Source organism: Olivibacter sp. SDN3 (genome assembly GCF_014334135.1).
Taxonomy (GTDB): domain Bacteria; phylum Bacteroidota; class Bacteroidia; order Sphingobacteriales; family Sphingobacteriaceae; genus Olivibacter.
In genome coordinates this window covers 4,674,660-4,699,237 of sequence record NZ_CP060497.1, presented here as the reverse complement: position 1 = coordinate 4,699,237, position 24,578 = coordinate 4,674,660, and the positions used below count along the sequence as shown (strand labels likewise).

At 38.4% G+C, this 24,578-nt stretch carries 24 protein-coding genes and 2 pseudogenes; 12 read left to right on the top strand and 14 right to left on the bottom strand.

Annotated features, from left to right (window positions below):
* Positions 1–48 precede the first annotated feature (48 nt).
* The gene (gene mutS / locus H8S90_RS19855) at positions 49–2,658 is read left to right on the top strand and encodes a DNA mismatch repair protein MutS (RefSeq protein WP_222852144.1); all 2,610 of its coding nucleotides are present in this window, start codon (positions 49–51) and stop codon (positions 2,656–2,658) included.
* On the opposite strand, the gene H8S90_RS19850 is transcribed toward mutS, so the two are convergent.
* From H8S90_RS19850 to H8S90_RS19840, 3 genes are all read right to left on the bottom strand, one after another.
* Positions 2,655–3,356, bottom strand: coding sequence for a bifunctional 2-polyprenyl-6-hydroxyphenol methylase/3-demethylubiquinol 3-O-methyltransferase UbiG (locus tag H8S90_RS19850; protein WP_187339544.1), 702 nt, complete (start codon positions 3,354–3,356; stop codon positions 2,655–2,657). The genes mutS and H8S90_RS19850 overlap by 4 nt on opposite strands.
* Entirely contained in the window at positions 3,356–4,540 is a 1,185-nt protein-coding gene (gene pncB, locus H8S90_RS19845) for a nicotinate phosphoribosyltransferase (protein WP_187339543.1), read from the bottom strand. Before pncB ends, H8S90_RS19850 begins: the two co-directional genes overlap by 1 nt.
* A gap of 79 nt (positions 4,541–4,619) precedes the next feature.
* Positions 4,620–5,375, bottom strand: a complete 756-nt coding sequence (locus H8S90_RS19840) for an SGNH/GDSL hydrolase family protein (protein ID WP_187339542.1) — start codon at positions 5,373–5,375, stop codon at positions 4,620–4,622.
* Between the two features lie 326 nt (positions 5,376–5,701).
* Between H8S90_RS19840 and H8S90_RS19835 the strand changes: the two genes are divergently transcribed.
* Genes H8S90_RS19835 through H8S90_RS19825 form a run of 3 tightly spaced genes read left to right on the top strand, consistent with a single transcriptional unit; the run spans position 5,702 to position 8,258 of the window.
* Positions 5,702–6,466 carry an ABC transporter permease gene (locus H8S90_RS19835; RefSeq protein ID WP_187339541.1) on the top strand — a complete coding sequence of 255 codons (765 nt, stop codon included), beginning with the start codon at positions 5,702–5,704 and terminating at the stop codon, positions 6,464–6,466.
* Positions 6,467–6,468: 2 nt separating this feature from the next.
* The gene (locus H8S90_RS19830) at positions 6,469–7,242 is read left to right on the top strand and encodes an ABC transporter ATP-binding protein (RefSeq protein WP_187339540.1); all 774 of its coding nucleotides are present in this window, start codon (positions 6,469–6,471) and stop codon (positions 7,240–7,242) included.
* Positions 7,243–7,247: 5 nt separating this feature from the next.
* Entirely contained in the window at positions 7,248–8,258 is a 1,011-nt protein-coding gene (locus H8S90_RS19825; RefSeq protein ID WP_187339539.1) for an MlaD family protein, read from the top strand.
* Between the two features lie 23 nt (positions 8,259–8,281).
* Here H8S90_RS19825 and H8S90_RS19820 read toward each other — a convergent pair whose 3' ends face one another.
* From H8S90_RS19820 to H8S90_RS19805, 4 genes are read right to left on the bottom strand one after another with little or no spacing between them, the layout of a single operon-like run.
* Entirely contained in the window at positions 8,282–9,274 is a 993-nt protein-coding gene (locus H8S90_RS19820) for a YihY/virulence factor BrkB family protein (protein ID WP_187339538.1), read from the bottom strand.
* Complete coding sequence (locus H8S90_RS19815) at positions 9,271–9,687, bottom strand: thioesterase family protein (RefSeq protein WP_187339537.1); 417 nt, start codon at positions 9,685–9,687, stop codon at positions 9,271–9,273. The genes H8S90_RS19820 and H8S90_RS19815 overlap by 4 nt, the downstream gene beginning before the upstream one ends.
* A 2-nt stretch (positions 9,688–9,689) precedes the next feature.
* Positions 9,690–10,742 carry an endolytic transglycosylase MltG gene (gene mltG / locus H8S90_RS19810; protein WP_187339536.1) on the bottom strand — a complete coding sequence of 351 codons (1,053 nt, stop codon included), beginning with the start codon at positions 10,740–10,742 and terminating at the stop codon, positions 9,690–9,692.
* A 38-nt stretch (positions 10,743–10,780) separates the two neighbouring features.
* Positions 10,781–11,545 carry a PASTA domain-containing protein gene (locus H8S90_RS19805; RefSeq protein WP_187339535.1) on the bottom strand — a complete coding sequence of 255 codons (765 nt, stop codon included), beginning with the start codon at positions 11,543–11,545 and terminating at the stop codon, positions 10,781–10,783.
* 120 nt (positions 11,546–11,665) lie between these two features.
* On the opposite strand from H8S90_RS19805, the gene H8S90_RS19800 reads away from it, so the two are divergent.
* Complete coding sequence (locus H8S90_RS19800) at positions 11,666–12,667, top strand: D-alanine--D-alanine ligase (RefSeq protein WP_187339534.1); 1,002 nt, start codon at positions 11,666–11,668, stop codon at positions 12,665–12,667.
* A gap of 83 nt (positions 12,668–12,750) precedes the next feature.
* Here the strand turns inward: H8S90_RS19800 and H8S90_RS19795 are convergent, their stop codons facing one another.
* Complete coding sequence (locus tag H8S90_RS19795; RefSeq protein WP_187339533.1) at positions 12,751–13,167, bottom strand: thioesterase family protein; 417 nt, start codon at positions 13,165–13,167, stop codon at positions 12,751–12,753.
* Between the two features lie 187 nt (positions 13,168–13,354).
* On the opposite strand from H8S90_RS19795, the gene rpsO reads away from it, so the two are divergent.
* The 4 genes and pseudogenes from rpsO to H8S90_RS19775 all read left to right on the top strand — a co-directional run.
* Positions 13,355–13,633, top strand: coding sequence for a 30S ribosomal protein S15 (gene rpsO / locus H8S90_RS19790; protein WP_187343115.1), 279 nt, complete (start codon positions 13,355–13,357; stop codon positions 13,631–13,633).
* Between the two features lie 136 nt (positions 13,634–13,769).
* Positions 13,770–15,905 (top strand): polyribonucleotide nucleotidyltransferase, encoded by a 2,136-nt coding sequence (gene pnp / locus H8S90_RS19785; RefSeq protein ID WP_187339532.1) that lies wholly within the window; start codon positions 13,770–13,772, stop codon positions 15,903–15,905.
* Positions 15,906–15,988: 83 nt separating this feature from the next.
* Positions 15,989–16,660 (top strand): ribulose-phosphate 3-epimerase, encoded by a 672-nt coding sequence (gene rpe / locus H8S90_RS19780; protein WP_187339531.1) that lies wholly within the window; start codon positions 15,989–15,991, stop codon positions 16,658–16,660.
* 148 nt (positions 16,661–16,808) lie between these two features.
* Positions 16,809–17,207: pseudogene (locus H8S90_RS19775) on the top strand (transposase); the annotation flags it as partial.
* Between the two features lie 29 nt (positions 17,208–17,236).
* On the opposite strand, the gene H8S90_RS19770 reads toward H8S90_RS19775, so the two are convergent.
* Together H8S90_RS19770 and H8S90_RS19765 are read right to left on the bottom strand one after the other, a co-directional pair.
* On the bottom strand, positions 17,237–18,172 hold the full coding sequence (locus H8S90_RS19770; RefSeq protein ID WP_255501942.1) for an IS3 family transposase: 936 nt from the start codon (positions 18,170–18,172) through the stop codon (positions 17,237–17,239).
* Complete coding sequence (locus tag H8S90_RS19765) at positions 18,100–18,399, bottom strand: transposase (RefSeq protein ID WP_187339052.1); 300 nt, start codon at positions 18,397–18,399, stop codon at positions 18,100–18,102. Before H8S90_RS19765 ends, H8S90_RS19770 begins: the two co-directional genes overlap by 73 nt.
* 67 nt (positions 18,400–18,466) lie before the next feature.
* Between H8S90_RS19765 and H8S90_RS19760 the strand changes: the two are divergent.
* The 3 genes and pseudogenes from H8S90_RS19760 to H8S90_RS19750 all read left to right on the top strand — a co-directional run.
* Positions 18,467–19,693: pseudogene (locus H8S90_RS19760) on the top strand (IS1182 family transposase); the annotation flags it as partial.
* Positions 19,694–19,999: 306 nt separating this feature from the next.
* Entirely contained in the window at positions 20,000–21,070 is a 1,071-nt protein-coding gene (gene serC / locus H8S90_RS19755; RefSeq protein ID WP_187339529.1) for a 3-phosphoserine/phosphohydroxythreonine transaminase, read from the top strand.
* 36 nt (positions 21,071–21,106) lie between these two features.
* A complete protein-coding gene (locus tag H8S90_RS19750) occupies positions 21,107–22,054 on the top strand; it encodes a D-2-hydroxyacid dehydrogenase (RefSeq protein WP_187339528.1) in 948 nt (315 codons plus the stop codon).
* Positions 22,055–22,916: 862 nt separating this feature from the next.
* On the opposite strand, the gene H8S90_RS19745 is transcribed toward H8S90_RS19750, so the two are convergent.
* From H8S90_RS19745 to H8S90_RS19730, 4 genes are all read right to left on the bottom strand, one after another.
* A complete protein-coding gene (locus H8S90_RS19745; RefSeq protein WP_134089831.1) occupies positions 22,917–23,192 on the bottom strand; it encodes a Txe/YoeB family addiction module toxin in 276 nt (91 codons plus the stop codon).
* Complete coding sequence (locus H8S90_RS19740) at positions 23,183–23,383, bottom strand: DUF2683 family protein (RefSeq protein ID WP_187339527.1); 201 nt, start codon at positions 23,381–23,383, stop codon at positions 23,183–23,185. Before H8S90_RS19740 ends, H8S90_RS19745 begins: the two co-directional genes overlap by 10 nt.
* 132 nt (positions 23,384–23,515) lie before the next feature.
* Positions 23,516–23,812 carry a helix-turn-helix domain-containing protein gene (locus H8S90_RS19735; RefSeq protein WP_187339526.1) on the bottom strand — a complete coding sequence of 99 codons (297 nt, stop codon included), beginning with the start codon at positions 23,810–23,812 and terminating at the stop codon, positions 23,516–23,518.
* Positions 23,813–24,140: 328 nt separating this feature from the next.
* Complete coding sequence (locus H8S90_RS19730) at positions 24,141–24,326, bottom strand: hypothetical protein (protein WP_187339525.1); 186 nt, start codon at positions 24,324–24,326, stop codon at positions 24,141–24,143.
* Between the last annotated feature and the right edge of the window lie 252 nt (positions 24,327–24,578).

Sequence of the window (24,578 nt, the reverse complement as noted above, 5' to 3'; positions counted from 1 at the left end):
GGTAACTAAATTTTATCTTATTTTTACCGCTTTAAACTTATTTATATTTTGGCAAAGACAGCGAAGAAAGAAACTCCATTGATGCAGCAGTATAATAGCATTAAAGTGAAATATCCAGGAGCTTTATTGTTATTTAGGGTAGGTGATTTTTATGAAACATTTGGTTCTGACGCCGTTAAGGCAGCAGAAATATTGGGAATAGTGCTTACAAAGCGCGGTAATGGGAGTGCTTCTGAAACTGCGCTTGCTGGTTTTCCTCATCACTCGCTAGAAACCTACTTGCCAAAGTTGGTGCGCGCAGGGCAACGTGTAGCCATATGTGATCAACTGGAAGATCCAAAATCAGTAAAAACCATTGTGAAGAGAGGTGTTACGGAGTTAGTAACACCCGGCGTATCTTATAACGATAATATTGTTCAACAAAAATCTAACAATTACTTAGCTTCATTATTTTTTGAAAAGAGTAATGTAGGTGTTGCTTTTTTAGATATTTCTACGGGTGAGTTCTTAGTCGCGCAGGGAAATCCTGATTATATTGATAAGTTGTTGCAGGGGTTTAAACCCAGTGAAGTTATTTTTCCAAAACGAAGTTCGAATGACGTCAAGACAAATTTTGGTGATCGATTCTATACCTTTTCTTTAGATGATTGGCCTTATACCGGTGATTATGCAGAAGAAACTTTACTTAAACATTTTGAAGTTAATTCGCTAAAGGGCTTTGGTATCGATCGAATGCCATTTGGTATAACTGCTGCCGGTGTAGCGTTGCATTATCTTAATGAAACAGAACATCGAAATTTACAACATATCTCACACATTGCGCGTATAGAAGAAGAGCGTTATATGTGGTTGGACCGCTTTACTATTCGTAATCTTGAACTCCTTGGTTCAAGCAATGAGCAGGCAATAACCTTGGTAGATGTACTTGACAATACATCATCCCCGATGGGAGCTAGGCTTTTAAAAAGGTGGATGGTGATGCCCTTGAAAGATAAAGCTCCTATAGAAGAACGACTAAATGTTGTCGATTACTTGTTAAGGAATGAAGACTTAAGGGAACATTTGATTCAAGAAATTAAGCAGATAGGCGATCTAGAACGTTTGATCAGTAAAATCGGTTTACAAAAAGCAAACCCCAGAGAGTTAATCCAGCTCAAACGAGCGCTGACGTCGATAGCGAAATTGAAGGAATTGACAAGTAACGTGGATTCTTCTGCTTTGAAAATGATTTCCGAGCAGTTAAACCCTTGTGAACTAATAATCGAACGTTTAGACAAAGAATTGCAGCAGGAGCCTCCCGTACTTTTGATAAAAGGCAACGTAATAGCTGATGGTGTGGATGAGGAGTTAGACCGGTTGCGTAAGGTGGCATTTGGGGGGAAAGATTACCTACTTGAAATTCAACGCCGGGAGTCGGAGTTAACCGGTATTCCTTCGTTGAAAATATCTTTTAATAATGTTTTTGGTTATTACCTAGAGGTTACTAACGCTCATAAAGATAAAGTACCTTCCGATTGGGTAAGGAAACAGACACTGGTGAATGCAGAACGATATATCACTAATGAACTTAAAACGTATGAAGAGCAAATTTTAGGGGCCGAAGATAAAATACAGGGAATCGAAAATCGCCTGTATAATGAATTGTTGGTTTCATTATTGGCCTATATTAAGCCTGTACAACTGAACGCAGGTTTGGTTGCACAGCTTGACGTGCTATTAAACTTTGCTTCAATTGCCAGACAGCAGCATTACGTAAAACCGTTGATTAATGAAGGCCGGGTACTTGATATCAAGGGGGGGCGTCATCCTGTCATTGAGAAAACACTACCTGTTGGAGAGGAATATATTACAAATGATGTTCTTTTAGATAGCGAAAAACAGCAGATAATTATTGTTACCGGTCCAAATATGGCCGGAAAATCCGCCTTGTTAAGGCAAACTGGGCTTATTGTTTTGATGGCACAAATGGGCTGTTTTGTGCCTGCGAAACAGGCAACGATAGGACTTGTGGACAAAATTTTCACTAGAGTTGGCGCTTCTGATAATTTATCTTCGGGCGAATCTACTTTCATGGTGGAGATGAATGAAACAGCAAGTATATTAAATAATATTTCTGATAGAAGCCTCATTTTGCTAGATGAGATTGGGCGGGGGACAAGCACTTATGATGGAATTTCTATTGCTTGGGCAATTGCTGAATATTTACATAACCACCCAGCGGCAAAAGCAAAAACACTTTTCGCTACGCATTACCACGAACTGAATGAATTGACTAACACGTTTAATCGTGTTAAAAACTTTAATGTTTCTGTAAAAGAAATTAATAATAAGGTTATCTTCTTGCGTAAATTGGTTCCGGGAGGAAGTGAACATAGTTTTGGCATCCATGTGGCTAAAATGGCAGGTATGCCGCCTAAGTTAGTAATGCGGGCCAATGATATTTTAAAACGATTGGAACAGGAGCGTACCGGCGGAGAACATATCAAGGATAGTATTAAGAAAATACAAAAGCAAGCCTATCAATTACAGATGTTTTCTATTGACGATCCGATACTGGTAAAGATCAGGGATATGTTAAATAATCTAGATGTAAACGCGCTAACACCCGTAGAAGCTTTGATGAAACTTGATGAAATTCAACGTTTACTTAAAAATTAAGGCGTACTTAGAGAAAGCCTTACCAGGTATTGATCATTTTCATCTTCGTACAAGATTTGCACTACCCAACCGCTGCGTTGAGCGATTAGTATAAGCGTCTCTTGGTCAATATACAACCAACCAAAAGGATCTCCCAATTGGTTTTTATATTCGTACTGAAAGTGTATCTCTCCATGATAAACCATTGGTCTTTCAAGATCACTTTCATATAGATAGGAAACATCAGAAGAATCAAAGATAAGCTGGCCGCCCGTATTAAGAAGCTTTTTACAGTGATTTAATAGTTTTTTTAAACCCGCTATATTTTCCGCAAGTCCAATCCCATTCATCAAAAACAAAAGGGTGTCAAATTTTTCTTCTTTATAACTGAAAATATCTTGATTGATTATTTTTTTTATTCCACGTTTGGCCATGATTTGGCAAGCAATGGGAGAAATCTCCAAGGCGGTTACGTCAACACCTTTTTGCTGAAGATATAAACAATGACTTCCAGCTCCTGCTCCAACATCTAATACCTTTCCATCGGTAAGTGCCAATGCAATGAACTCGAGTTCAGGAAAGTCATCAATTTCTCTAAAAAAAATCTCTACGGGCATTTCTTCGTCTTCGCCGTAGTTATTATGCAGTATAAGAGGTGCCGTTGATCGTTTTTTATGATAATAATCTAGCAACGCATTTCCAAAAATATCATTATCCATTAGTCCGTTATCCCTAATATCGTTTTACTTAAGCTTATCATTTTTTGATCGCCGGTATATTTACCTTTAACATCTGATAATTTAACTACAGGTGTCCAATACGCGTCATCAGGATGCGCTTCCGTCATCTTTATTACAATATTTAAAGGGCTTAAACCAACATCATTTGTAAAGTTTGTACCTATTCCAAACGAAATGCCTATTTTCCCTTTACAATGTAGGGCAATATGCTCTACTTTTTCGTAATCTAGACCATCAGAAAAAATAATTGTCTTTGAGAGAGGATTGACTCCTTTCTCCTGATAGTGTGCTATGGTTTTGTTGGCGAAGACAATCGGGTCGCCACTATCATGTCGGACACCATCAAATAACTTAGCGAACATTTTATCAAATTGAGAGAAGAACACATCTGTTGTATACGTATCAGATAGCGCTATTCCGAGGTCTCCCCGGTATACGTTCGCCCAATGTTGTAGGCCCAGGTTGTTGGCCATTTTGAAACCATACTTAGCTGCATGAAACATAAACCATTCATGGGCATGCGTACCAATAGGTTTTGTTTGGTTCAACATAGCCAGATGTACATTACTGGTCCCTATGAAGCTTTTTGTGCCAAAACGTCTAAGGGTTTGTACTACTAGCCTGTGCGTATGGTAGGAATGTCTTCGACGTGTGCCGAATTCGGCAATCGTAACTCCCAAAGCATTGTATTTTTCAATTTTACGCCTAGCTGTTTCGACTACTTCATTGTCGGTGTGACCGATCAGTTGATTCATTTTGTAGTATAGTTCAGAAATCAAGGACATGATTGGAACCTCCCATAAGATTGTCCTGTACCAATAGCCAGTAATTTTTACAGATAGTATACCTCCATGCTGTGTTATTGCAACTTCTTCTGGATCGTATCGGTACCCTTGTAAAAAATCAAGATATGTCGGGTCTAAGTAAGGGCAGGTGGTTTGTAAATATGTTTTCTCTTCTTTACTTAACTGTAAACTGGCCATCTTAGCAACTGCGTATCTCAGCGCTTCGGCAAAACCTTCTGGGTACTTATGATCGCCACGATTAATAAATTCATAGGATGCTTCGGCTTTTGGGAAAAGCTTGATAACTGCATGTTGCATCGTGAATTTGTAAAAATCATTATCCAATATGGAATTGAGCAATGTTTGGGGCGTTGTCATTTTTGACTATTTAGAGAGATTGAAATCGATGGTCATTTGTACCGTTATATAACATAAATCGACAATAAACGAATACGGTTCAACCACTAACTACTTTTAACCAAGCTTCAGCCATCAGTGCGGCTCCAGCTAACGTGGTATGCACGCCATCTCCTGTCCAATATTGAGCTGGTGCCTGCTGAATGGCTTCATCAAACACCTGTTGATAAGGAATAAATATAGCATTAAATTCTGCGGCAAGCGCCTTGGCAACAGCACGATATTCGTCAAAAGCAGGATACCATTCAGTGTTTACTGCCTTCACGCCTTTAATAGCGAAAGGTTCTCCTATAACCAGCTGCGTGTCTGGTAATATTTTCTTTGTGTAGTCTAATAGTGCACGGTAATCTTTTTCATACGTTGCTACAGTTCCCTCATATGGGTCTTTATCTGCCAAAGTATGCCAAAAGTCATTTACCCCTATAAGAATACTAAGTACATTGGGTTTAAGATTTAACGTGTCCTGTTCCCATCTTTCAGCAAGTTGGTATACTTTGTTTCCACTGATGCCTCTGTTATAAATATGTAAATTTAAAGATCCATATTTGAGTAATAGTTGTGCTGCTGCCAATGCCGAGTACCCGTTTCCCAATGACGCTTGGGTATTAGCTGCTGTTTCTTGTTTATCTCTACCAGCGTCTGTAATAGAATCACCTTGAAATAATACTACATCATCTCGGTTAAGTTTAATAGTATTATTGCTGCTCAAATTTGCTGCCGATACAATATCTGGAATGCTGATAGCTAAAGTGCTGCCAAGCGCTAGTTTTTGAATAAAGCTTCGTCTGTTTGTCATTTTAAAGGTTTGTTAAGTTAATAAGCCTGTCATCAGTTACTGTTTTTTACATAACAATGCGTAACACTGTCTTTGAATCAGTGTCTAAAAGTAAATTTTTTAAAATAAAGAGCGAAAACAAAATAAATAATTCGGTATAGGGGCATCATCTTTTGTGAAAAAACCTACTGTCGGCTTATAGTTTTTTCATATAAATCTCATAATTCCCACAAACGGTAAGATGTGTTAACTTTTGTGTTACCAACAAAGGAAATTAATTAATAAAAATATACTTTTGCAAAAAACATAATAGGGTATATTATGTTTTTTGCTGACAAAGAGAAGAGATGATTTCTAGAAAAATTGACCAAAAGCTTATTCAATTAGGTAATGTGCACCAATTTATCATGCGGTTTTTTAAAGAGCTTTTTATGCCTCCTTATGAATTTAGGGAAATAATGAACCAATGCTATGAGGTAGGAGTGAAGTCATTACCCTTAATATCCTTGACAGGCTTTATAACAGGAATTGTATTTACAAACCAGTCGAGACCTTCTTTGGAAGAATTTGGCGCAACAGCCATGTTACCTTCTTTAATAGCTATTGCCATTGTGAGGGCATTGGCCCCATTGGTCACAGCATTAATTGCCGCAGGAAAAGTCGGTTCAAATATTGGGGCGGAGCTAGGATCCATGAAGGTAACCGAACAGATAGATGCTATGGAAGTTTCCGGGACGAATCCATTTAAATTTTTGGTGGTTAGCCGAGTATTGGCAACCACAATTATGATTCCAATATTAAGTTGCTACACTGGTTTTGTTGGGTTAATGGGTTCATTTTTAAATGTTTATCAGCATGAGTCCGTTAGTTTTATTAGTTTCTTTGACCAAGTGTTTGAAACAGTATCTTTTCTGGATATTTTTCAGGCAATTATTAAAGCTGGTTTTTTTGGATTTACAATTGGAATCGTTGGATGTTATCAGGGTTATCATTCTTCTAAAGGTACAGAAGGTGTAGGTAAAGCTGCCAATGCTGCGGTTGTAGCCTCTATGTTCTTGATTTTTATAGAAGAACAATTAGTTGTAATGATTGTACAAAGTATGCGCGGATAGTTATGGAAAAACAATTGGCTCATATAAATTACGATAATACAGTGATCGACCTTCGGGACTTACGAAAATCTTTTGGCGATCTACATGTATTAAAGGGCGTAAATTTGCAACTTTATGAAGGTGAGAATTTAGTAGTATTAGGACGGTCGGGTACGGGTAAATCTGTTTTGATAAAGATTATTTCAGGTTTACTGGAACCAGATGAAGGGCTTGTCAATGTACTGGGAGAGCACGTCAATCTATTAGACGAGAAAGCATTAATGGAATTGCGATTACGGATTGGCTTTTCTTTCCAAAATAGTGCACTATATGATAGCATGACGGTGCGAGAAAATTTGGAGTTTCCACTGGTAAGAAATAAACGCACATTAACCAGGAGTGAAATTGATAAGGAGATTATGCAGGTATTAGAATCTGTTGGTTTATTACAAGCCTTAGATCAAATGCCTTCAGAACTTTCAGGTGGGCAACGGAAACGTATTGGCATTGCCAGAACACTTATTTTGCGGCCAGATATCATGTTATACGACGAACCAACGGCCGGTTTAGATCCAATCACCTGTACAGAGATCAATAATCTGATAAACGCTGTACAGGAAGAATACAAAACGTCTTCAATTATTATCACCCACGATTTAACCTGCGCCAAGGAAGTGGGAGACAGGATTGTCATGTTACTAGATGGGAAGTTTGAGCGTCAGGGTAGATTCGATGAGATTTTTGATTCGAAAGATGATCGAGTAAAAGCATTTTATGATTATAATTTTATTGTATAAACTATATGAGTAGTAATTCAGATAATAAGAAGTCTGTAATAGTAGGCTTGTTTACCTTAATAGGCATTGTGTTTTTTGTAACTGCAATTTTTGTTTTGGGAGGCAATCAAAAGCGCTTTACAAAGACAATACATTTAAAAGCGGTATTCGATAATGCGGGTGGATTAAAAACTGGAAATAATGTTGTTTTCTCTGGAGTGAAAATAGGAACGATAAAAAACATTAAATTGATAGAAAATTCACACGTCGAAATTGATTTTAATATCGAAGAGAAGTCGCAAGATTATATTAGAAAGGACGCTGAAGTACGCATCAGTTCTGAAGGTTTTATAGGAAATAAGATCATTGTGATTCAAGGGGGGAGCGCCGATGTGGCCGTTGTTGAACCTGGAGATTTACTTCAATCTGTAAAGAGTACGGACACAGAAGAGATGATGGCTACATTACAGGTTAATAATGAAAATTTAGTGGCTATTACAGGTGATGTAAAAAAACTAAGTGAAAGGATAACAAACGGAGAGGGAACTATTGGGGCTGTACTTACCGACTCTTTGATGGCTTTGCAGGTTAAGTCGATTATGGCTAGCTTGTCACAAACAGCGGCCAATACAGCAAAGGTTTCTGCATCGTTGCAATTATTTACCGAAAAGCTAAATACCGAGGGGTCTTTGGCAAATGAAATTCTGACTGACACCACCGTATACCAGAGTCTACGCAGTTCTGCTGCGCAGTTAGCGGGAATTACCCAAACAACTTCTTCTTTGACTGAGAATCTTAAAAACGCTACCGACAAAATGAATACGAATGATAATGCATTAGGTACGCTGCTTAATGATGAGGAGATGGCCGTTCAGATGAAAAAAACAATGAATAACTTAGAACAGAGTACGGATAAATTAAATCAGAATATGGAAGCTCTACAGCATAACTTTTTATTCAGAGGTTTCTTTAGAAAGCAGGCAAAACAGCGCGCAAAAGACGAAGCTGAGAAGCTGAAACAAGATCAAGCGCAATGATCTTGGCCGCAAAATAGTTGATATTATTTCTTTAGCATATCTTCTTTTTTTACCCCGGTTTTAAAGCTATTAAATCGGGGTTTCACTATTTTAATGCTTTGTTTGGATAGCGCGATACTGGCATTTAGTTCGAATCCTATTAATAAAATAAGAGAATTTAGATAGAGCCAGATCATGATAACTATTAACGTACCAATAGAACCGTAGAGCTTATTATAAGTATTAAAGTTATTAATGTAAAACGCGAATCCCCAGAACGTAAATGCGGCTAGTATTGTCGCTAAGGTAGCTCCAGGACTGAAGAAACTCCATTTTTTTGATGATGAAGGGCCATATTTGTATAAGATACTTAGGGTGAAAAAGTAAATGCCGAAAAGTATAATCCACCGTGTAACGCTGATAAGCCAAGTCCAGAATGCATTAGTAATTTCTAAGTTGTTCCTTATATGCCGGATAACAAAAGATGCAAAAGTGACAATGCCCATGCCTACCGTAAGCGCCATTATAATCATAATTGTCAGACCAAGAGCAACAAGGCGCTGTTTAATAAAACTGCGATTTTCCAAAACCAATGATGACTTGTTGAAAGCCAACATTAAACTATGAATACCATTGGTGGCAAAAATCATAGCCATTACAAAACCAAAAGAAAGCAACCTACTGTTTTGATTGGTTACAATGTCCAAAAGTGTAGATTCTATGGTGTTATATGCATCAACTGGTAATATCATCTGCATGAATTCCAATAGTTGCTCTTGGAAATCTTCGATAAAGACTCTAATATAAGGGATGAGTGTAAATAAAAAAATGATACCCGGGAAAATGGCAAGCATAAAAGAGTATGCCAAGGATGAAGCTTTGTTGAGAAGAGATTCCCTTCCAATTTCCTGAAAGAAAAATAAAGCTACAGTGTATAGAGGCAGTTTTCCAAAACCCGGAAGTACTAAGACTTTGGTCCATTCAATGAATAAGTCGTATGGTTTAAATTTTAACAATTTCCGGTGTAACCAACTCATGTGTTTTCTCCAAAGTATATTGCCAACTTATCCTGAAAATCCATAGGTGGCAAGCAGGGTTTACTCTTATTCATATCGATAAAGACAAGGGTAGTCTCGCCTATATTAATCAACTCCTGCCTTTCATTAAATAGCTCATATTTGAATTTAATGCGTAAAGACGGCTTTTCCGGTATAGAAACTTTGATGGTGATCAATTCATCATATCTGGCAGGTTTGAGGTATTTACTGGAGAGTTCTAAGACAGGCATCATTATTCTGCGATCTTCCATTTCTTTATAGGAGGTGCCTAAACTGCGTAACATCTCCACTCTAGCAACTTCATAGTACGACGCATAATTGCCGTAATAGACATATCCCATTTGATCCGTTTCCGCGTATCGTACTCTGATATGGGTTTTAAATATGAACATATCTATTTTTTGATATTTCTTTCGTTAAGCGCTTGTTGAAATTTTCTTGCGTTTACCAAGTGCTCGGATACATTGGTGGAAAAGTTATGGTATCCAGAGAAATCTTCTTTTGCACACATATATATATAATTATGGTTTTCATAGTTAAGAACAGCATCTATGGCTGTAATACTGGGCATCATAATCGGTCCGGGAGGCAATCCTTTATGAATATAGGTATTGTATGGTGATTCAGTTCTCAAATGTCTATTGAGCACCCTGCGAATAGTAAAATCGTTAGTTGCAAAAATAACAGTTGGGTCTGCCTGTAGTAAAATACCTTTTCTAAGTCTGTTAATATAAAGGCCAGCAATTTTTGGCATCTCATCATTATGAAGTGCTTCCCCTTTTACAACGGACGCTAAGATACTCACCTGGATAGGCGTTAGGTTTATGGCCGCTGCTTTTTTAGTACGTTCTGTGTTCCAGAATTTTTCGTACTCATCGTGCATACGGGAAAAGAAGTTGTCAGCGGAAGTATTCCAGTATAATTCATAAGTATTTGGAATAAACATCGTAAAAAAGTTCTCGGTATTAAACCCATACTTTGCAGCAAGTGTATCACTGTTTAACAGCCCCATTAGCTGAGTAGAATCGGGTTCTATTTGTGTAGCAATAAAGCCAGCAAATTGTTCTTTTAGTCTAATATTTTGAAACCTTAGATTTACCGGTTCTTGGAAACCTCCACCAAGTATATTGATAAGCGATCGGTTATTCATCTGCTCTGTTAATCTGTATTTTCCTGGTTTTATCCGAGACGGATATTCCATTTTTTCTGCAGCCCATCGAAAACTAGCGGTGTCTTTCAATAGATTGTTTTTTCCTAGATCTAACATGATATCTTCAAATGAAGCCCCTGTTTTAATATATAAATAATCTTCTACTCCTGTTACGTTGGGAGCGAAATAACGCTTGTAATAAGTATAAGCCAATGTGATACCAGTCAGTAATAAAACGACTGATATTGTAGTGATTATTCTTCTTTTATATTTTTTTTTCTTAGGAATACTTTCCATTAGTATAACGATAATGTGTCTAGTTTACCTCAAGGTTTTTAGTTGCTAAGAGCCAAATTAACTGAGGTGCCAATACTCACTTTCTTTTCACCATCAGGATCAGCTTCTGGTGTTTGGCTAACGACTTTTGCACTCGTACTATCAGTTACCGGCCCCATGTACCTAACGGTACCTAGTGTTAGTGAAGCTCCTTTAAGAGAAAAGATTGCTTCATCTAAAGTGTAACCAACGAGATCAGGTATATAAACTTCGCTTTCACCCATACCGTTCCCCAATACGAGATCAATCTTACTTCCTTTAGGTATGGGTTGCCCAGCGTTAATTTTTTGCCCACCATATTTTACATCTAATACCCTGTCGCGCGCAATATCAGGTATATAAATGGTATCTCCGAGTTTAAGTCCGTAATTACTTAAAGTTGACATAGCTTCCAGTAGTGCCATTTCTGTCAGATCTGGCAACTGTACCTCTGGAGCATTTTTCGTAATAATCGTTAGATATAATGTTCGATTGCTTTTAACATTGGTACCGGCATCAGGGTCTTGTTCTATAACTAATCCCGGATTTTTATCTGCTTGATACACCGAGTCTACCTGGTATCTAAAACCTCTGCTTTCGAGTCTGTTAACTGCTTCGTCTATTGAAATACCTCTTAAAGATGGCACTTCAATAGATTCTCCGTGGCGCGTATAAAATCTTAAGCTATAAAATAAGAGAAGAAGAAATACTATACCAGATATCAAAGCTATAATAAGGTTTTTCCTAAATGTTTGCGTTCTTAAATACTGAAAAAATCTGCTCATCAATTATTACTTTTTAAAAATATCTTAACACTCATCTGAAAAAAGTATGCCAACTCTATATTTTTTAATTGATAAAGATATAGATATTCAACTATCTTTGTTCACTATATTCCGTCTTTTATGAACGCAAAAATAGCATTAATTACTGGTGGATTCACAGGAGAAGCCGAAGTTTCGTTAAAAAGTGCAGCATTTGTAGCTCAAAAGCTAAATACTAAACGCTTTGATGTCTATAAAATTATTTTAACATCTCAAAATTGGTATTATGTAGATGATGTAGGTATTAAACATGAGGTTAATCGTAAAGATTTTACATTGCCTCTAAATGATCGAATTATTAAGTTTGATTTAGCGTTCATAATGTTGCATGGTTCTCCTGGGGAAGACGGTAAGTTGCAGGGATATTTGGATATGATTGGTTTAAGGTATACTTCATGTGACGCCCTGACTTCTGCAATAACAATGAATAAGGCATACACGAAAGCATTGCTCCAAGAAATTGATGATCTTAACTTAGCCAAATCAATTTGCCTGTCCGAACATCAAAAACAACTTGCGATATCGCTTGTTGAGGATAAGCTTAAATTACCTTATTTTGTGAAACCTAATGGCGGTGGGAGTAGTATTGGGATGACAAAGGTGACAGAAAAAGTCGCATTACCGGAAGCTATTGAACGAGCTTTCAATACAGCGAATACAGGCAAGCAGGTGCTTGTTGAAGAGTTTATTTCGGGAAGAGAGTTTTCTATTGGTGTATATCGTTCAGGAAATGAATTAAAAGTGTTACCGGCTACTGAAGTTATCACCTCACGTGGTTTTTTTGATTTTGAGGCAAAGTATACGCCAGGATTAACGAATGAAATTACACCTGCAGATCTCTCTGTCGAAGATAACAGGTTAATACAGCGTTTGGTAAAAGAAGTGTACGTACGCTTAAACTGTAAAGGTCTTGTAAGGGTTGATTTCTTTCTTGAGACTGGTTCCAACAAATTCTATTTTATCGAAATAAATACAATACCTGGGCAAACAGAGCAAAGTTTTATTCCACAACAAGTTCGGGCTGCCGGGATGAACGAAACCGATTTTTATACTGAATTAATTGAGCAAGAATTAAAGTCCTAACCGCGTATTTCACTTATCAACATGTAGAAAAACTATTGTCAGACGCAATTCATACCTATTAAATTTAAAGCATGATGGCGAAATTAAATAGAATATTTCGCTATCATTTCATCAGTAACGAAGGCAGATTTCCCAGATTTCAAGTCAATTAATACATAGTTAAACCATCCATCACAAGAAATCTTGCCAGAGTCCTTAAAGCGTATTTCAAAAGTAACCAAGCAACCCTTATCCCTCATTTCGTCAACTCCCGTTTCAACAATGAAATTTTGCCCAAGCTTTAAAGGACGTTTATAATTAACGTGAGCCGTGCTTACTACCCATCCAAAGCCTTGCCGTATAAACTCTTCCATGGTCATGCCGTAAAAGGTCTCCATTTGCTCATACCTTGCAGCTAGAACATAATCGAAATATTTACTGTTATGTACATGTTGGAACATGTCGATATCATCAGGTCGTACCTTGAATTCACTTTCAAAACGGGTATAATTATTTGTCATTAATACAAAGCTACATAATGTTTGTAACTATCAAAGTGTATTCACTGTAATATATTTGATTGAATAGTTTTGTTGTGCTCAAGTTTAAGCTTTAAAGACTTGTTGGAAGGTTTTGATAATAAATACAAAAACCTTACCTTTGCAGGCAATTAACAAAATTTTTAACGCTTTAATATTATTCAAAGTAATGTATTTAAGTAAAGAGTACAAGGCAGATATTTTTGCTGAATTTGCTGGAAACGCAACAAACACCGGTTCTACAGAGGGTCAAGTGGCTTTATTTACAAAACGTATTGCTCACTTAACTGAACATTTGAAAAAAAACCGTAAAGACTTCTCTACCCAGTTGGCTTTACAAAAACTTGTTGGTAAACGCCGTGCTTTATTAGCGTATCTATATAAAAAGGATATTGAGAGATATCGTGCAATTATCAAAGCTTTGCAACTGAGAGATATTATCAAATAACTCTTAGTGAAAAAAAAACAAGAAGCCATCCTTAAAAAGAGATGGCTTTTTTTGTTTACCTTTGTAGCAAATTAAGAGTCTATAAAATAAAAATGGATGCGCTTTTAAAGACGACCAGTGCATCAGAGAAAATGACATGAGTTATAATGTAATTAAAAAAACATTCGATATTGGCGATGGGCGTCAAATCGAGATCGAAACCGGTAAGCTGGCAAAGCAAGCTGACGGTTCTGTAGTAGTAAAAATGGGCAACACGATGTTGCTTGCTACGGTAGTTTCCGCACAAGAGGCAAAACCTGGAACTGACTTTTTACCCCTTTCAGTAGATTACCAGGAAAAATATGCAGCTACTGGACGAATTCCAGGAGGCTTCCTACGCCGAGAGGCACGTTTGTCCGATTATGAAATTTTAATTTCTCGTTTAGTTGACCGTGCACTTCGTCCAATGTTTCCTGAAGACTATCATGCAGATACTCAGGTTATGATCACATTGATATCTGCTGATAAAGATATCATGCCGGATGCACTTGCCGGATTAGCAGCATCTGCAGCCTTGGCTGTTTCTGACATTCCATTTAATGGACCAATATCAGAGGTTCGTGTGGCTAAAATTGACGGGAAATTAGTGGTAAATCCACGATTGTCAGAGCTGGAAAAAGCTAGTTTAGAATTTATCGTAGCAGGCTCGGCAAGTGATATCGTGATGGTTGAAGGAGAGAGCAAGGAGATTGCTGAGGAAGAAATGGTGGAAGCAATAGCTTTTGCACATGATGCGATAAAAATACAAGTACAGGCGCAGATTGAACTTGCTGAAATGGCTGGCAAGCTGGAAAAACGCACCTATAATCATGAACCTAGTAATCCTGAATTAAAAGACCGTGTTTATGCAGCAACTTATGATAGTGTGTATGAAGTTGCTAAGTCCGGTCTTTCCAAGAAAGATCGCTCCGCTAAATTTGCCGATATAGCTGAAGCTTTTGCGCTAACGCTAGGAGAAGAGGTAGATGAAGAAACAGTTTTTTTAGCAAAAAAATATTTTCATGATGTTCAGTATGATGCAGTAAGGAACCTTATCCTTAACGAAGGAGTGCGTTTGGATGGGCGTGATGCACGTACAGTAAGACCTATTTGGAGTGAAATTGATTATTTACCCGCTGCACATGGATCGGCTATTTTTACCCGAGGTGAAACCCAGTCTCTGACGTCTGTAACATTAGGAGCAAAAGACGATGAGCAGATGATTGATGGGGCGTTTATAAATGGTTATAGCAGGTTTATTTTACACTATAACTTTCCTGGTTTTTCAACTGGTGAAGTTAGACCAAATAGAGGCCCTGGTAGAAGGGAAGTAGGGCATGGCAATCTTGCTATGCGTTCTTTGAAAAAGGTTCTTCCTGCCAAAGAAGAAAATCCATATACTATACGTATCGTATCCGATATACTGGAGTCTAACGGATCATCATCTATGGCAACGGTTTGTGCTGGAACGCTAGCATTGATGGATGCTGGTGTGAAAATACAAGCTCCAGTGTCTGGGATAGCCATGGGTTTAATTACTGATGAAAAAACAGGTAAATATGCCGTGTTAAGTGATATCCTTGGAGATGAAGATCATTTAGGAGATATGGATTTCAAAGTAACGGGCACGGAAAAGGGAATTGTAGCTTGTCAAATGGATCTTAAAATAAACGGGCTAAAATGGGAAGTGTTAAAAGAAGCATTGTATCAGGCTAAAGAAGCACGCTTGCACATTCTTAATGAAATGTTAAAAACTATAGCCAGCCCAAGAACGGATTATAAGTCACATGCTCCTCGTATTGTCAGTTTCAGCATTGACAAAGAGTTTATCGGCGCAATCATAGGACCTGGTGGAAAAATTATCCAGGAAATGCAGCGTGAAACAGGTGCGACTATTGCTATTGAAGAGACTGACGGGAGAGGAATCGTCCAAGTCTTTGCGGAAAATAAAGAGTCTATTGATGCAGCAGTAGGTAGAATCAAGGCGATTGCAGCTAAACCTGAAGTTGGAGAGGTTTATGAAGGTAAAGTAAAATCTATTATGCCCTTTGGAGCATTTGTCGAAATTTTGCCTGGTAAAGACGGATTGCTTCATATATCAGAGATAGACTGGAAGCGTTATGAAACAATGGATGGTATTTTTGAAGTGGGAGAAAAGGTTCAAGTTAAATTGCTTGACATCGATAGGCAAGGTAAACTAAAACTATCTAGAAAAGCATTAATTCCGAGGCCTGAGAAAAAAGCAGAAGCTTAATTATATTACAGTATACCCATCACCAGAAAGCTTTTCGGTGATGGTTCTATACTCTTTTAGGTCTTAAACGAATTTTATTTATAATGAAACATTTAATTGCTCCTTCTATTCTAGCTGCTGATTTCGCAAATATTCAAAGAGATATTGAGATGATCAACAGGAGTGAAGCCGATTGGATACATGTAGATATTATGGATGGAGTTTTTGTTCCTAATATTTCATTTGGTTTTCCTGTATTGGCCGCTGTAAATAAGCTTACAAATAAGCCTTTAGATGTTCATTTAATGATCGTTGATCCCGACAGGTATTTAACAGCGTTTAAGGATTATGGTGCTGCAAATATCACAGTGCATTATGAGGCTTGCACACATTTACATCGCACCATTCAGAAAATCAAAGAACTGGGCTGCACAGCCGGAGTTGCAGTAAATCCACACACACCGATAGCTCACTTGCATGATATTATCGAAGAGATTGATTTAGTATGCGTCATGTCTGTTAATCCGGGTTTTGGAGGTCAGAAATTTATAGAGAGCACCTACCGTAGGATCCAGGAGTTGAAGCTTTTGGCGCAGGGGAGAAAAGACGCGCTCTGGATTGAAATTGACGGGGGCGTTAACCAACTGAATGCACTTCCGTTATTAAAAGCTGGAGCAAATGTGCTCGTGACGGGTAATACCGTGTTCTCAGCTGAAAATCAGGAGAAGACCATTTTTGATCTAAAAAATATTTCTACCTCCACCATGACAATTTAACAACAAACAAGTACAAGTAATAAATCATTCAAACAAAAGGAGCTGTCTAAAAAGCCCTATTAATAGAAGATCCCCGATACTGAAAAAGTGTCGGGGATTTTTATTTTTTGTCCTAAAAAACAGTTATTTTTAGGTGCACCCAAACAATATGGCAAACATACTATTCAAAGCATTACCGTCCAACAGTCCGAGCCTGTTTCCGGAAGATATTTTTGCAAAGATCCCAGAGAACCACCCGGTACGTCTGGTAAATGCAGTGGTTGACAGACTGAACATCGACCACATCATAGGACAGTACAAAGGTGGCGGCACGAGCAGTTTACATCCGCGTATGATGATCAAAGTGCTGTTCTATGCCTATCTGGGCAACATCTATTCGTGCCGCAGGATAGAAAAGGCCTTACAGGAGAATATCTATTTCATGTGGCTTTCGGGCCACAGTGCACCGGATTACCGAACGATCAACCACTTCCGTGGCAAAAGACTTAAAGGGCATATCCATTCCCTTTTTGCCGATGTTGTCCGTTTGCTTGCCGAACTGGGCTATGGAATTGCAACTTAAAATAGGAGACTTTTTTATGCTGCCATTTTCTCTTTTTCCAATAGCATCTCTTCGATCTGCTTAGGGGTTTTATATCCCAGGGCAGAATGTGTTCTTTTGGTATTATAAAAACCTTCAATATATCCAAAGATCTCCAATTTAGCCGATTGCTGATCGATGAATTTTCTATGGTAGATCATTTCAGCCTTTAGTGTCTTGAAAAAGCTCTCAGCTACTGCATTGTCCCAGCAATTGGCCTTCCTACTCATGCTTTGAAGTATCTTGTTTTTTACAATTACCCTCCTGAATTCATCGCAGGCATATTGGATCCCTCTATCCGAATGGAAGATAAGACCATCTTTGATACCTCGGTTTCTAATAGCCATTTTGATGGCTTGTACAGAAGTGTTTTTAGTCGTCATATCGGTGCTTAAAGACCATCCAATGACTTTTCTGTCCGCCAGATCGATAACCGTTGTTAGATAAAGCCACCCTTTGCCGGTATGGATGTAAGTAATGTCGCTAACCCATTTTTGCGATAGGGAATCCGCTGAAAAATCTCTTTGGAGGAGATTTTCAGCTATCCTATAACTATGGCTCGAATCTGTGGTCACCCTATATTTTTTCTTAACCTTACTTCGTATCCCATGTTTCTTCATCAATCTTGCTACGTAGCTTCTTGATACCATTTCACCTTTTTTGTGCAGCTCTGCGGTTATCCGTGGGCTGCCATAGATATACTTACTGTCACTGTGTACCTGCTGTATTTTATCCACAAGTGCTTTACTGCGTTGTTCCCTGGGGGATTCGGGCCAAACCAGCCAACGGTAAAAACAACTGCTGCTAACGTTCAATACTTCGCACATCTTCTCTACGGAATATACTTCTCGGTTCTCCTTTATGAACCGGTATATGGACCGTCTCCCCTGGAGAAGATGGCTATGGCCTTTTTTAAGATATCGCGTTCTAATTCTGTATCTCTTAATTTCTTGCGTAAAATCCTTAACTCCTGCTCCTCCGGACTGATCTTGGGATTGTCAGGTAAAACCTTATTCCCATTATAACGTGGATTTCTACGCCATTTACTCAGTAAACTGGGGTCTATGTCTAATTCCTTAGCTACATCGGCTACAGATCCCTTAACAACGCTCAAATCGACCGCCATTATCTTAAACGAATCATCAAATTTTCTATGCATTTCTACAAATTTAAAATTACTGTCTAAATCTGTCTCGCTTTAAAGGTAGCAACTCCACTATGTAAGCCTAAAGGTCCAGTACATAGACGGTACAAAGATTGAATCGGCGGCAGGCCGTTACACTTTTGTATGGAAAGGTTCGGTGGAAAAGAACAAAGCAAAACTGGAAAATAAAATACAGTCGGTCCTCTCGGACATTGAATCACAGATAAAACAGGACCAATCGGAACTGGGCAGGGATGAAACACCCAAACCTATTAAGAGCAATGAGCTCAGGGACAGACTTTCTTTACTGAACGAAAAGCTCAAAGCAACAGCAAAACCTACCCAAAAACAGCTTAAAAAGCTGCGGGAAGAACATCTTCCAAGGCTGGAAAAGTACGAAAAGCAATTGGCTACACTGGGGGAAAGGAACAGTTACAGCAAAACCGATGAAGATGCCACCTTCATGCGGCTGAAAGATGACCACATGCAGAACGGGCAGCTCAAACCGGCCTACAACACGCAGATCAGTACGGAAGAACAGTTCATCACCCACTACAGTATCCACCAGACAAGCACCGATACCACCACATTGGAAGACCATCTTGATAGCTTCGAAGATCAATATAACAGGCAGAGCGATGTGGTGGTGGCCGATGCCGGTTACGGAAGTGAAGAGAACTATGAAATGCTGGAATCAAAGAACATAGAAGGTTACGTGAAATATAATTACTTCCACAAAGAGCAGAAACGCAACCAGAGGAACAATCCTTTTCTATTACAGAACCTGTATTATCATAAAGAGCAGGACTTCTATGTGTGCCCGATGGGACAGAAGATGGAGTTTGCCGGTAAGGGAATACGCAAAAGCACCAATGGATATAGTTCCCGGGTGAGCTATTACAGGGCCGAACGCTGTGAAGGCTGCCCGCTTCGGGGGCAGTGCCATAAAGCGCAGGGAAACAGGATCATCGAAGTCAACCACCGGTTGAACGAACTGAAGACCAGGGCACGCGAACGTCTAACATCGGAAACAGGAAAGTACCACCGGAGTAAACGCCCCATAGAAGTGGAGGCGGTCTTCGGACAGATGAAAAGCAACAACAGATTCAACAGGTTAACCATGAGGGGGCTTGAAAAGGTCGATATTGAGTTCGCCCTGATGTGTATAGGGCATAACCTGAGAAAATGGTCGAAAAAGCTCCTGAAAACAACTTCGTCAGGCCCAAACAACGAACCTAAATACAATAATCCCCTTATTTATGACCCCAAATGGATAAACTACTGCTATCAACCATTGGTCGCAGAGTAACATCCTAAAACCGATAGACTCTACAGGTAGATACAAAACGAAAGAAGGCGCCCTTTTTAGACGCCTTCTTTTGTTTGAATGATTTTGTTAACAATTTCTTCTCTGTACAAGATTATTATCTGTTTAATTGTGTAAAAATATTTTAGCTATTTTCGTAATAAAATGCTTAAAATTTTGAATTTTTTTCACAAAACGATTACATTTGCCTAAACCAATAAATTCTGTCTATTAGATCTCACATTGGTCATATATAGAAGAGAATTTTTAATTTAACGTGCATATTTTAAATCTATATATTACGTAATAATGAAACATAATTTCGGTGCGGGGCCATGTATATTGCCTCAGGAAGTTTTTAAAGAAGCTTCGCAAGCAATAATTGATTTTAATAATTCAGGACTTTCTATTTTAGAAATATCGCATCGTTCGAAAGCTTTTGAAGCGGTAATCGAAGAGGCTGAGCTCCTAGTACGGGAATTGCTATCAGTGCCCGAGAATTACAGTGTTCTTTTTCTTCAAGGGGGAGCTAGCCAACAATTTGCAATGGTTCCTATGAATTTATTACCTCATGCTGGTAAAGCGGCTTATTTAGACACGGGTACTTGGGCTACAAAAGCTATTAAAGAGGCGCAGAAATTAGGCACTATACAAGTTGTAGCATCCTCCAAAGAGGGAAATTATACGTTTATACCTAAGAAGTATGAAGTGCCTTCGGATGCAGCATATTTCCATTATACATCGAATAATACCATTTATGGAACTGAATTATTTGAAGCGCCGTCTTCTGTCCCGCCTTTGGTTTGTGACATGTCATCAGACGTATTGAGTCGCAAAATTAATGTTGCAGACTATGGTTTAATTTACGCCGGCGCGCAGAAAAATATGGGGCCAGCTGGGGTAACATTGGTTATAGTCAAGAATGATATTTTAGGAAAAACAGGTAAAGATTTGCCTGCGATATTTGATTATCGTAAACATGCAGAAGCTGGCTCTTTGTACAATACGCCACCCGTTTACGCGATTTATGTTTCGCTTTTAAATTTACGTTGGCTAAGATCTAAAGGCGGTATTGAGGAGATTGAACGTGAGAACATTATCAAGGCAAGAACATTATACGAAGAGATTGATCGTAACCCACTTTTTAGAGGTACTGCCAATGCAGAAGATCGATCAAGGATGAACGTTACTTTTGTAATGGATAATAGCGATTTAGAGAAAGATTTTTTGGTTTTTGCGGAAGAGAGAGGGTTGGTAGGTTTAAAGGGGCACCGAAGCGTAGGTGGTTTTAGGGCATCGATTTATAATGCTTTACCGATTACAAGCATCAATATATTAGTTGATACTATGCAGGAATTTGCAGAGAAACATGCCAAGTAAATATTAACAGTTTTATATATCATCACATACCATTTTATGAAATTATTAGCAAATGACGGAATAGATCCTATTGGGAAGGAATTGCTTGAAAGAGCCGGGTTTACCGTTGATACAGTACATATTCCTCAGGAAGAGTTAGTAAGTAAATTACCTTATTATGATGCTGTTACTGTAAGAAGTGCTACGAAACTGAGAAAGGAGTTGATAGATGTTTGTCCTAATTTAAAACTTATAGGTAGAGGAGGTGTAGGAATGGACAATATTGACGTAGCGTATGCACGGTCTAAAGGGATCGCTGTGGTAAATACACCTGCGGCATCCTCGCTATCGGTAGCTGAGCTGGTTTTTGCCCATTTGTATGGGGGAGTACGCTTTTTATATGATGCAAATCGCAGAATGCCATTGGAAGGAGATACTGGTTTTGCAGGTTTAAAAAAGAGCTTTGCAAAGGGAGTAGAACTTAGAGGGAAGACTTTAGGTGTTATAGGTTTTGGTCGTATTGGCCAAGAAACAGCGAAAGTGGCATTAGGTGTTGGTATGGATGTAGTAGCTTGTGATTTTGTGAACGTTCCTAAAACACTCACATTGAATTTATCTGGTGGAATTTTAGTCGACGTTCCCGTCAAACAGTCAAGTATGGAAGAGTTGTTAAAAACTGCTGACTTTATAAGCTTACATGTACCTTTTCTGAATAAGCCAGTTTTGGGAAAAGCAGAATTTGATTTGATGAAGGAAGGGGTGGGGATTGTAAATGCTTCTCGCGGAGGCACAATTGACGAGGCTGAACTTATAGCTGCTCTTGATAGCGGGAAAGTTGCTTTTGCGGGATTAGATGTGTTTGAAAATGAACCCACACCGAGAAAAGAGCTGTTACTTCATAAAAAGGTATCGTTGACCCCACATATTGGTGCTGCTACTAATGAAGCTCAAGAACGAATAGGTGTGGAGCTAGCAAACATCATTATCGATTTTTTTCAAAGGTAAGCCGATAGCGGTTTATTTAATTAATAGAGAGGTTACCTTAAGGGGTTGCCTCTTTTTTGTATTTGACGATACGCGTGGGAAAGGGTATGTCTAAAGATCATCGGTTGCCGCTATATCGCTCTGGAGTTACCCGCGTATGCCAAAATAAAAAATAACTAGCTATGTGGGTGTTATTACTAATAAATAAGTCTAAGCATCCTCTAATGCTTTATCCTTAGATTTTCGTTTAAAGAAAAGCTTCCCATTAAATCTGGTTAGTAACAGTTATGTTAGTGGAAAGTGCGACTATTGTCCCCCTCAGGGATTGGCAGCGTCTCGCTAGCTCCGCTCGCAATGGCTGCTGCCATCTCTGAGGGGCGGCTTCAGGTCAAATTAAGCCATTCGTTACACTCATTGTTTTTTTATTTATAGGAGCAAATTGAAGCGAGCTTCTCTTACTCCTATAAATAAAAAACCCCGCTAATGCGGGGCTTCATTTGGCTTTGGCGGAAAGTGAGGGTCTTGAACTCGCTTCCTAACTCATTGATTTAATATCTTTTATAAGTGATGGTTTTTTGAGGTCTCGCTAGGGTCTCGCTGAACCATTTCCTTATTATCCCTATTCCATTTTGCTATACAAAGATACGAAATGAACGGGTTTAAACCTTATACTTAATGCAGTTTATAGTATTTTCAGGAATGGCGGTTAATCAGCTGACATATATAAATAACAATCTCGTTTCAGGAGGAATACCTATGTCCGAGTATATGTGTTTTCGGAATGAAATAATAATTTGTTGTCGCAAATAACGTTTCGCGACAAATTTCTGTCGCGAAACGTTATTTGCGACAGAAAGCAAAGCTTAATTGTTGTGAAAATTTATTATTTCAGATAGTGGCCACGAAGTGACTGGATTTCAAGGATCACTACGGTTTGATCATTGTAAACTTCATAAACGATACGATGTTCCCGATTGATCCGTCTTGACCAGGAACCGGATAGTTGGTGTTTCAAAGGTTCAGGTTTACCAATACCCTCAAATGGATTTTCTATAATAGCGAGAATAAGTTGCTGTATTTTCTTTTGAATGGCTTTGTTTCCAGACTTTTTCCAGTAGTTCAAATCCTCAACCGCCTGTGGCGTATAGATTACTTCCATAAGTCTTCCACGGCTATTTTAACTCCTTTGCCATTTTTGACATCTTCCCGGCCATCGAGAATTTTCTTCACAAAATCCGGATTATATGTACTTTCTGAATTAGTTTCAAAATCCATTTTCAATGCCTTGGCAAAAGCTTTAATAGCCTCCAATTGCGTTTTGTTCTTAGGACGTATAAGTATGGTATCCATGATGCAAAAATACTAATTTTTCTGTAAAATGTAATAGTTATTGCTTAATGTGAAGTCATTTGTGCGGTCATTTTCAAACAATTATAGATGATTGAATAGGTTCCGTACTCCGGTTGTTTATCATAGCTGAAACTAAACGCCGTTCAATAATTTCAAATCCTGCAATTTTCTTCCCAGCTCATCGTCTGCCGCTAATTTTAACACATCATTTTGTAGACCTAATACACGAAGTACATTAAAATACGCACCAAATGCCACTCCTGTACCCCCTTTTTCAATTAGGTATAACGTCGAGCGTGCAATCCCAGCCCGCTCTGCAACTTGAACGGTTGTTAGTTTGCGACGTTTTCTTGCAAGCTTTATATTTTCGCCGACTTGCTCCATCAGTTTGTGGTACTTGGGAAAAACGACCTGTCTCTTCGTAGTCATCTCTAACTAATGTTTGTTATTACATACAAATGTGTGTATTTTGATTGAAATAACAAACATATTTATCATTAATACTATAGCAGATAGGCTAAAGGCATCTAAAGTTGTGGTGGCTTTAAGGTTGAACTGGTCGTATGTGTATAGTAGTTTCCTAATAGTTTTGTCAAACCTTTCGGGCGTTATTTACTATTATTTGCCGCTAATTTCAGCACATCATCTTGTAGACCAATAAATGTCAAGTTTTTGGCGCCAAAAACTTGACATTATTATTTACGGATTGCAAATAGCAAATAAACTATGGCGAGCGGCCGGTTCTATTGGCGGAGTGCTAAATTATCTTGATCACCGTCTCTCTTTCCAAACCTAAATACACACAAAGTTCTTCAAGCGTAACGACCTGGTGCGGTTGTTTGTTATTAGCCTTTTTGATGGTATGATGGATCCTCAAACTCTGTCGGTAGCTTTTGCCGGTGATCCTTGCAATGTCTTTCGGATAAATACAGATTCTTCTCATCTTCTATACTTTATGTACGCTTTATCTACCCAGTTGATATTAAGGTAAGTCGGCGTAGCTGTTCATCATTTTGATGCCAAATTTGGTAACAAGTTGGGGTAAAGTTGAGGTGGAATCTTTGTTGCAATTTACAAATAATACTTAGGAAGTATGTGACCATATTGACCTATAAATGCCAGATGGTATAGCCTGTCTTCTTTCAGGAGATAATTATCACAATTTTCGTTTTGTATTCACTGATCAGCTGCAGCA

Coding starts and splice junctions, on each gene's coding strand:
- H8S90_RS19850 (WP_187339544.1), bottom strand. CDS start 3,356: ATGGATAATGATATTTTTGGAAATGCGTTGCTAGATTATTATCATAAA.
- pncB (WP_187339543.1), bottom strand. CDS start 4,540: ATGACAACGCCCCAAACATTGCTCAATTCCATATTGGATAATGATTTT.
- H8S90_RS19840 (WP_187339542.1), bottom strand. CDS start 5,375: ATGACAAACAGACGAAGCTTTATTCAAAAACTAGCGCTTGGCAGCACT.
- H8S90_RS19835 (WP_187339541.1), top strand. CDS start 5,702: ATGATTTCTAGAAAAATTGACCAAAAGCTTATTCAATTAGGTAATGTG.
- H8S90_RS19830 (WP_187339540.1), top strand. CDS start 6,469: ATGGAAAAACAATTGGCTCATATAAATTACGATAATACAGTGATCGAC.
- H8S90_RS19825 (WP_187339539.1), top strand. CDS start 7,248: ATGAGTAGTAATTCAGATAATAAGAAGTCTGTAATAGTAGGCTTGTTT.
- H8S90_RS19820 (WP_187339538.1), bottom strand. CDS start 9,274: ATGAGTTGGTTACACCGGAAATTGTTAAAATTTAAACCATACGACTTA.
- H8S90_RS19815 (WP_187339537.1), bottom strand. CDS start 9,687: ATGTTCATATTTAAAACCCATATCAGAGTACGATACGCGGAAACGGAT.
- mltG (WP_187339536.1), bottom strand. CDS start 10,742: ATGGAAAGTATTCCTAAGAAAAAAAAATATAAAAGAAGAATAATCACT.
- H8S90_RS19805 (WP_187339535.1), bottom strand. CDS start 11,545: ATGAGCAGATTTTTTCAGTATTTAAGAACGCAAACATTTAGGAAAAAC.
- H8S90_RS19800 (WP_187339534.1), top strand. CDS start 11,666: ATGAACGCAAAAATAGCATTAATTACTGGTGGATTCACAGGAGAAGCC.
- H8S90_RS19795 (WP_187339533.1), bottom strand. CDS start 13,167: ATGACAAATAATTATACCCGTTTTGAAAGTGAATTCAAGGTACGACCT.
- rpsO (WP_187343115.1), top strand. CDS start 13,355: ATGTATTTAAGTAAAGAGTACAAGGCAGATATTTTTGCTGAATTTGCT.
- pnp (WP_187339532.1), top strand. CDS start 13,770: ATGAGTTATAATGTAATTAAAAAAACATTCGATATTGGCGATGGGCGT.
- rpe (WP_187339531.1), top strand. CDS start 15,989: ATGAAACATTTAATTGCTCCTTCTATTCTAGCTGCTGATTTCGCAAAT.
- H8S90_RS19765 (WP_187339052.1), bottom strand. CDS start 18,399: ATGCATAGAAAATTTGATGATTCGTTTAAGATAATGGCGGTCGATTTG.
- serC (WP_187339529.1), top strand. CDS start 20,000: ATGAAACATAATTTCGGTGCGGGGCCATGTATATTGCCTCAGGAAGTT.
- H8S90_RS19750 (WP_187339528.1), top strand. CDS start 21,107: ATGAAATTATTAGCAAATGACGGAATAGATCCTATTGGGAAGGAATTG.
- H8S90_RS19745 (WP_134089831.1), bottom strand. CDS start 23,192: ATGGAAGTAATCTATACGCCACAGGCGGTTGAGGATTTGAACTACTGG.
- H8S90_RS19740 (WP_187339527.1), bottom strand. CDS start 23,383: ATGGATACCATACTTATACGTCCTAAGAACAAAACGCAATTGGAGGCT.
- H8S90_RS19735 (WP_187339526.1), bottom strand. CDS start 23,812: ATGACTACGAAGAGACAGGTCGTTTTTCCCAAGTACCACAAACTGATG.
- H8S90_RS19730 (WP_187339525.1), bottom strand. CDS start 24,326: ATGAGAAGAATCTGTATTTATCCGAAAGACATTGCAAGGATCACCGGC.